At 64.0% G+C, this 1956-nt stretch carries 1 protein-coding gene; it reads left to right on the top strand.

Annotation, left to right across the window (positions count from 1 at the left end):
• Window positions 1–498: 498 nt before the first annotated feature.
• Window positions 499–1854 carry a group II intron reverse transcriptase/maturase gene (gene ltrA, locus AB1609_22565; GenBank protein MEW6049218.1) on the top strand — a complete coding sequence of 452 codons (1356 nt, stop codon included), beginning with the start codon at window positions 499–501 and terminating at the stop codon, window positions 1852–1854.
• Window positions 1855–1956 lie beyond the last annotated feature (102 nt).

Genomic DNA, 1956 nt, shown 5'->3' with positions numbered 1-1956 from the left:
CCGGTGCGCCGGTCAAACCGGCAAGGTGTTACAGGTGCAAGTCCTGAACAGTAAAGGTCTAGCGAACCATACTGGCCCCGGGTCATGCGCCGAGGCGGGTAACTGCCCAGGCGAAGCGTTGACAGGGGAGCGTGCAGGTTGGGTATTGAGCCGCGAAAGTCAACCTAAAACTTTGGAGCGCCGACGTTTTCGGAGCGACGGAAGGCCACGCTGTGACGGTCGCCAGCGCGAGACCGGCACAGGCTCCACGCGGTCGGAGACCCCGTACATGCACGGAAGCACCTTGCGCGGGAACCGGGAGAGCCCGTGCTTGCCCGTTGTGGAGGATGGTGCAACGGGCCGCATCGGGAAGTCTGAGGACGCAAGCCGATGATGCACGAGCACGGGCAGTCGGACGGTTGCATAGTACCTGAGAAGTCTCCGAACGAGCCTGGGCGACCGGGTGCGGAGGGGATGGAGGGAAGGCAATCGGCCAAAGGGAATGCGCGAGAGAGCCACATGCCCCGGGCACAGGACCGGATGATGGGCATGCCCCCGGCGCTGGAGCGCATACGAGCGGTCGTCAGGAGGGATAAGGGAGAGAGGCTGGTCTCGCTTTACCACCACGTGTACAACGTGGACCACCTGCGGGAGGCGTACTTGAGCCTCAATCCGAAGGCGGCGCCGGGGGTGGACCAGGTCACGTGGCGGGAATACGGGCAGGACTTGGAGGGGAACCTGCAAGACCTGTCTGGACGACTGAGACGAGGAGCCTACCGAGCCAGGCCGGTTGAGCGGGTGTACATCCCGAAAGCCGACGGGCGGCAGAGGCCACTTGGGAAGCCGGCGATGGAGGACAAGATAGTGCAGAGAGTAGTCGCCGGCATCCTGAGTGTCGTCTGGGAAGAGGAGTTTCTGGGCTTCTCGTATGGGTTCCGACCGGGGCGCAACCCGCACCAAGCGTTGGATGCGCTGACGGTAGGGATCACGGTAAAGCGGGTAAGCTGGGTGCTGGATGCCGACATTCGTGGTTTCTATGACACCATCAATCACGAATGGTTGGTCAAGTTCATCGAGCACCGGATCGGGGACCGGCGCGTCGTGCGTCTCATCCAGAAGTGGCTGAAGGCGGGCGTGCTGGAGGACGGGAAGTGGAGGCCGAGTGAAGAGGGGACGCCGCAGGGCGGGGTCATCAGCCCGGTGTTGGCGAACATCTATCTTCACTATGCCTTCGACCAGTGGGTCCAACACTGGCGGACACGTAAGGGCCGCGGCGACGTTGTGGTGGTGCGGTACGCGGACGACTTTGTGTTGGGCCTTGAGCGCCGCAGCGAAGCGGAGCAGTTTCAGAAGGAACTGGTGGAGCGGTTGCGCCGGTTCGGGCTGGAGCTGCACGCGGAGAAGACCCGTCTCATCGAGTTTGGGCGCTTTGCGGCGTCCAACCGGGCGAGGCGGGGTGAGGGCAAGCCAGAGACCTTTACCTTTCTGGGCTTCACCCACATCTGTGGGCGCAGCCGGAGAGGGAGGTTTGTGGTAGTGCGGCAAACGGTACGGAAGCGGATGCGGGCGAAGCTGCAGCAGGTGAAGCGAGAGCTGCGGCGGCGCAGGCATGAAGCCGTGCCGGAACAGGGTCGATGGCTGGCGTCCGTCCTGCGCGGCCACTACCAGTACTATGGGGTATCGCTCAATGGAGAAGCGCTGGCGGTGTTCCGCAACGCGGTGATCCGCACCTGGAAGCGGGCGCTGGAGCGTCGCAGCCAGAGGGGGCGGGTCACCTGGGAGCGGATGTCGCGCCTGACGGGCAAGTGGCTGCCGAGTCCCCGAATCTACCATCGTTATCCTGCGTCCTGGATACGGTCGCTCGTCACGACCTAAGGCAAGAGCCGGATGCGGGAAAGCCGCACGTCCGGATCTGTGAGGGGGGTGGCCCGTAAGGGCCATCCCTACCTCGACCAACAGGTGGGCCTCGTAGAACCC

This window comes from Bacillota bacterium (genome assembly GCA_040754675.1).
GTDB lineage: Bacteria > Bacillota > Limnochordia > Limnochordales > Geochordaceae > Geochorda.
Note: the sequence above shows the minus strand (reverse complement) of the source record. Positions and strands in the feature narration are given on the sequence as shown.